The organism is Chryseomicrobium imtechense, from assembly GCF_041475995.1.
Taxonomy (GTDB): Bacteria; Bacillota; Bacilli; order Bacillales_A; family Planococcaceae; genus Chryseomicrobium; species Chryseomicrobium aureum.
Genome location: NZ_JBGOBM010000025.1, coordinates 1 through 4,614 on the forward strand (window position 1 = coordinate 1; position 4,614 = coordinate 4,614).

At 41.0% G+C, this 4,614-nt stretch carries 6 protein-coding genes and 1 tRNA gene; 4 read left to right on the forward strand and 3 right to left on the reverse strand.

The window, feature by feature from the left end:
- Positions 1-175: 175 nt before the first annotated feature.
- Together AB5N96_RS13285 and AB5N96_RS13290 are read right to left on the reverse strand one after the other, a co-directional pair.
- Positions 176-523 (reverse strand): TIGR04104 family putative zinc finger protein, encoded by a 348-nt coding sequence (locus AB5N96_RS13285; protein ID WP_204590767.1) that lies wholly within the window; start codon positions 521-523, stop codon positions 176-178.
- A gap of 11 nt (positions 524-534) precedes the next feature.
- The gene (locus AB5N96_RS13290; protein ID WP_239584935.1) at positions 535-990 is read right to left on the reverse strand and encodes a small multi-drug export protein; all 456 of its coding nucleotides are present in this window, start codon (positions 988-990) and stop codon (positions 535-537) included.
- 95 nt (positions 991-1,085) lie between these two features.
- On the opposite strand from AB5N96_RS13290, the gene AB5N96_RS13295 reads away from it, so the two are divergent.
- The 3 genes from AB5N96_RS13295 (at position 1,086) to AB5N96_RS13305 (ending at position 3,457) form a co-directional block, all read left to right on the forward strand.
- Positions 1,086-3,080 (forward strand): ABC1 kinase family protein, encoded by a 1,995-nt coding sequence (locus AB5N96_RS13295; protein WP_499705750.1) that lies wholly within the window; start codon positions 1,086-1,088, stop codon positions 3,078-3,080.
- Between the two features lie 103 nt (positions 3,081-3,183).
- Positions 3,184-3,256, forward strand: a tRNA-Ala gene (locus AB5N96_RS13300).
- Between the two features lie 105 nt (positions 3,257-3,361).
- On the forward strand, positions 3,362-3,457 hold the full coding sequence (locus tag AB5N96_RS13305) for a putative holin-like toxin (protein WP_239584934.1): 96 nt from the start codon (positions 3,362-3,364) through the stop codon (positions 3,455-3,457).
- Positions 3,458-3,478: 21 nt separating this feature from the next.
- Here the strand turns inward: AB5N96_RS13305 and AB5N96_RS13310 are convergent, their stop codons facing one another.
- On the reverse strand, positions 3,479-3,802 hold the full coding sequence (locus AB5N96_RS13310; protein WP_204590763.1) for a four-helix bundle copper-binding protein: 324 nt from the start codon (positions 3,800-3,802) through the stop codon (positions 3,479-3,481).
- A gap of 183 nt (positions 3,803-3,985) precedes the next feature.
- Between AB5N96_RS13310 and AB5N96_RS13315 the strand changes: the two genes are divergently transcribed.
- Positions 3,986-4,507 (forward strand): GyrI-like domain-containing protein, encoded by a 522-nt coding sequence (locus tag AB5N96_RS13315; protein ID WP_204590761.1) that lies wholly within the window; start codon positions 3,986-3,988, stop codon positions 4,505-4,507.
- Positions 4,508-4,614: the final 107 nt, after the last annotated feature.

Genomic DNA, 4,614 nt, shown 5'->3' on the forward strand with positions numbered 1-4,614 from the left:
TTCAGCTTACGTGGGGAGGCTCGGGGAAACTCACCCAGGAAATGGCGGCCTGGATGGAGGGATTGACAGCTAAGAAATACCCCCACCTGTCCTCTTCGTTCTTACTTTAATCTTTAGAACAAGCATTATAAGATAGACCTTGCAATTTGAAGTACACATCGCTTTGCAAAAAAGCTTACTTCTTCTTTTTCTTTCTAGGCGGCCGCTGCATTCCCGCCAATTTCTGATTATCACTCGTCAACTCAATCGTAAACGGATACAGCAAGAATACAGCTAAAAACAATCCTACAGAAAGTAAAACAGACGAAGTGACAGACAAATCAACAAGAACACGAATCAGTAAAATAACGACCATTACCATCACAGCATACGTCCCACTTCGCATACGCGAGTGAGCAGACAAGTACTGTCGTGCGCCACACTTCTCACAGCTCTGTTCAGAATTTGATAGCCATGCACGTCTTAAAGCTGCTGGATAAGACCAGATATGCCCACAGTTCTGACAAATACGTTTGTTATTCAAAGTACCAACTCCTAAATGATTCTTCCAAAAATATCTACACCTAGTGCTGTCGCAAAGGCAAAAGCAAGACCCCAGAGAACAATACTAATGATCGACCAAAGGGTAGTATGACCTTTTGTTCCACCGACTAGTAAAGCTATGAAGGCCGCGACGTGTGTACCGATTAAAATTGGCCCTAGCATAATCATTCCAGGTAAGCCGTACTTTTTCCATAACTGCATTGCACGGTTACTTCGTTTTGAATTTGCAACAGGTTTTGACTTGCGTCGAGAAGCCAACCAAACCTGTAATTTTTCATAGCCAATAATCAATAAGAAAACCGTTAAAAGGTTTCCGACAACTGCAACAATCGTAACTAGAAAAGGATCGAGACCCGAGAGAATTCCAACAGGTATGACTAGTCCCATTTCTAACCAGGGTATGGCAGCGCCGAGGAAAACTAAAAAGTATTCAAAGATAAAAATCAACTCCCTTCAGAGTGTATAGTAAGTATACCATGGAAATAGAGCTTGTTATTCAGCTGACTATACGTGAAAATAGAGAAAACAAGGGAGGTGAGCGAATGAAAGTTGCAGGACTGTTACTAGTAACTGTTTTGATAGGAGTTTTCATTTATGCAATCAGTGGTCGATTGATGGGAACGCGAATTAACTTTATCAAACGCTTTCTTGCCGTATTGATCAGTATGATTTTAACAACAGTTGTCTACTGGTATTCGTATTTACGCACAACGAACTTCTTGACGAATGATTTTTATGATATTGTGACGGATCCAAGTGCCATCATTTGGACGGGGAGCATGTTATTAATTGCGATGCTTTTGTACTTATTCTTTGAACTTTTTGACCCTCGTGCGCTCACAGAGCGTGGGAAGCCGTCATCTCATCATTCATTCTTCACACGGCTATTTGTCTATAGAAGACGTCAAAAGCGATTTCGAGCAGTACTTCAAATAGCAATGACAAATGGATTTACAAGGACTCTGCAGTATGCGAGGCATCGTGAGAATGAAGAGGAGCTAGCCCGGGCTTTTCGCGATACACTCGAACAAGCAGGCGGTATTTTCGTGAAGTTTGGACAAGTGTTATCAACACGATCTGAATTGTTTCCGCGTGCATTTATTCGTGAGCTCAGCAATCTCCAACAACATGTGACGCCACTTTCAAATGAACAAGTCGTGCGTCTTCTTGATGAAGCGTTACCTGGGACTACGGAGGATGTGTTTAGCGAATTTGATTATACGCCTCTCGCTGCTGCTTCAATTGGTCAGGTACATAAAGCGCGGCTCAAAGAGAGTGACGAAGTAGTGATTGTAAAGTTATTGCGGCCAGATGTTTCAGATATTATGGAAGACGATTTAGGCATCCTCATTGATTTTGCTGAGTGGATTTCTGAGCGGTCTGATTGGGCAGAGAGTATCGGATTCCGGGAACTGGCACATGGGTTTGCGGAAGGTTTGAAAGAGGAAATTGATTTTTCGATCGAAGTAAGGAATACGCTCCAGATTGCCAAGACGGTCAATGCAAGTGTATATCCTGTAAAAGTGCCTATGGTGTATACGCGTTTTAGCAACAGCAAAATGATTGTTCAGGAGTATGTGGAAGGTTGTACAGTAGCAGAGGCGGACGAGTTGATTATTCGTCACGATTTAAACCGCTATGAGCTTGCACAGACGATTTTATATTCGTTCTTTGAGCAAATGATAGGACCTGGTATATTCCACGCAGACCCGCATCCGGGAAATATATTTATCAATGGAAAGACCGGAGAGGCGACATTGCTTGATTTTGGGGCAGTCGGTAGATTACCGAACGAACAACAAGATGCGTTCCATTTGTTTTTATTGGGTCTTCATCAACAAGATGAGAGTGTCATTTACGATTCGCTGACGAAGATGATTTCAGATTCCGCGCATATTGATCGTATCCGACTAGAACAAGAAATTGGGCAGCTGTTGTTGCGTGTATCGTATATCGATAAGATTCCAACCCAAGAATTGATCTTCTCATTGTTTGCTCTGGTGAGAAAGCATGGCTTGCATTTCTATCCTTCTGTTGCGCAGGCTTTGCGTTCACTAGTGACGCTTGATGGGACATTGACAGCGATTCATCCAAGTTTTGATACATTTACAGAAGCCAAAGAGTTTTCAGAGCGCTATATGCATGAGATGTGGAAGAAGCCGTTTCAAGAACCGAAGCAGGTATGGAAAGAGTTTGAGGAAGAAATGGCACTTGCTTTACCAGCACTTCGTAAATTTCCAAGACGTATCGATCAGTTGATTAAGCGGGTGGAGAGTGGAAAAATAATTCTCCATCATGATATTTTCTCAGATAAAGCGAACAATCAATTTGTAACACTGTTGTTTTCTAAATTCATTTTATTGATGGTAGGCATTACATTCGGAATCATTTCCGTTGCTTTATTGGCCATTGCACAAGTAGTGGATACGGCATATGGAGTTTATTTAAATACAGTGTCGTATGTTGGATTGTTCTTGTGTGCAATTTTATTGGTACGCCTGTCTGTTCAGGCGATTCGGGATATTAAAAAGCTTTAAAATTTAAAGGAAGCAGACAAACTCATTGATATAGGGTTTGTCTGCTTTTTTGTTCTTGTTGTTTAAACGGTGTTCTGCTACTATCAAATAGTAGCTTGATTAAGGGGGCTTAGCTCAGCTGGGAGAGCGCTTGCATGGCATGCAAGAGGTCGTCGGTTCGATCCCGATAGTCTCCATCAAAACTTGGGAAAACTGCAAAACGGCGAAAAGCCGTTTTTCTTTTGTTGAAAATACGAACATATGTACGGTATAATGGGAACATAATTAAAGGAGTGAGGCGCATGACATTTTTTGAAGGAATCACGTTAATGATCGGGTTTGGCACACTCATCGTCAGTATACTGGCTCTCTCTTATTCATTTACGCAAAAAAAATAACTGCCCCGAAGGACAGCTCTACTATGCGACAGATCGGCAAGCCTCTGCACATTTTTTACAAGCTTCTGCACACGCTTGGCAGTGATCATGTGAATGATGCTCACACTCAGCAGCACAACGCTCGCAAATCTCAGCACAAACAGCTGCTAGTTCCTTCACAAAAGGAGAATTCCGCATAATGGCTTGTTCCAAGTACGAACAAAAATCAGCACACTCCCGATCGAGTCGAATACACTCTTTCATCATCGTGACATCTTCTTCTTGCAAACAAGCATCAAAACAATGGTTACAAGCAGCCGCACAATCATGAAGAGTCTGAAGTAAATCTTGATACGTAGAATTCATCCAATTCCTCCTCTATAGTAGTTACTATTTTGTTTCCCTTTTACGAAGCCGTTAAACATTTCCCAACATACCGAGCATTTATTGAAAAGTAGTAATTGGTATACTTGAAGTACGACCCCCTCAAATAAAAGTGGTATTTCGAATAATACTATATAAACTAATCGCAGATAAGGAGGCAAGAAAATGGTTCAAGCGGATACGACATATCAGGTGGAGGAAACAGTTATGATTCCGAAGATTGTGAAACGAAGTGCATTTACAATAGTAGGTTTTCAATTCGAAGCTAGCCTTTTAGAGGTAGAGCAGCTAAACCCGATACATAGTTATTTTAATGAATTGATACTGAACAAAGACTTGATTCAAAACCGGTTAAGTGATGAAGTCTTAGTTGTGCAATCCTATCCTTTAAAAGATAATTTCAATCCAAAAAAGGATCGATTCAAACATGTTATCGGGTATCGCGTGCAGCGTGCATTAGAACTACCTGAAAATATGGTGAGCTTGACCATCCCTTCTTGTGAATATATGAAGGTCAGACACACTGGAAGTTCTGCAACTATCCATGAAGTGCATGATTATTTATATTCGTATTGTGAGCAACAAAAGGACTATTCGCCACTAGGATTTGATATAGAAGAATGGCGCACAGATTATAATCCGTTCCAAGCTACTAATGAAATTGACGTACTGGTAGCTGTTCGATAACTCTTCCTCATTTATGGCGAAGAGTTTTTCTTTGAAAGATAAGAAAGTATATAATTTTTGATGCCATGAGCCCAGTGTTCATGGTATTTTGATTTTATGGAGACAAA

Coding starts and splice junctions, on each gene's coding strand:
- AB5N96_RS13295 (WP_499705750.1), top strand. CDS start 1,086: ATGAAAGTTGCAGGACTGTTACTAGTAACTGTTTTGATAGGAGTTTTC.
- AB5N96_RS13305 (WP_239584934.1), top strand. CDS start 3,362: ATGACATTTTTTGAAGGAATCACGTTAATGATCGGGTTTGGCACACTC.
- AB5N96_RS13310 (WP_204590763.1), bottom strand. CDS start 3,802: ATGAATTCTACGTATCAAGATTTACTTCAGACTCTTCATGATTGTGCG.
- AB5N96_RS13315 (WP_204590761.1), top strand. CDS start 3,986: ATGGTTCAAGCGGATACGACATATCAGGTGGAGGAAACAGTTATGATT.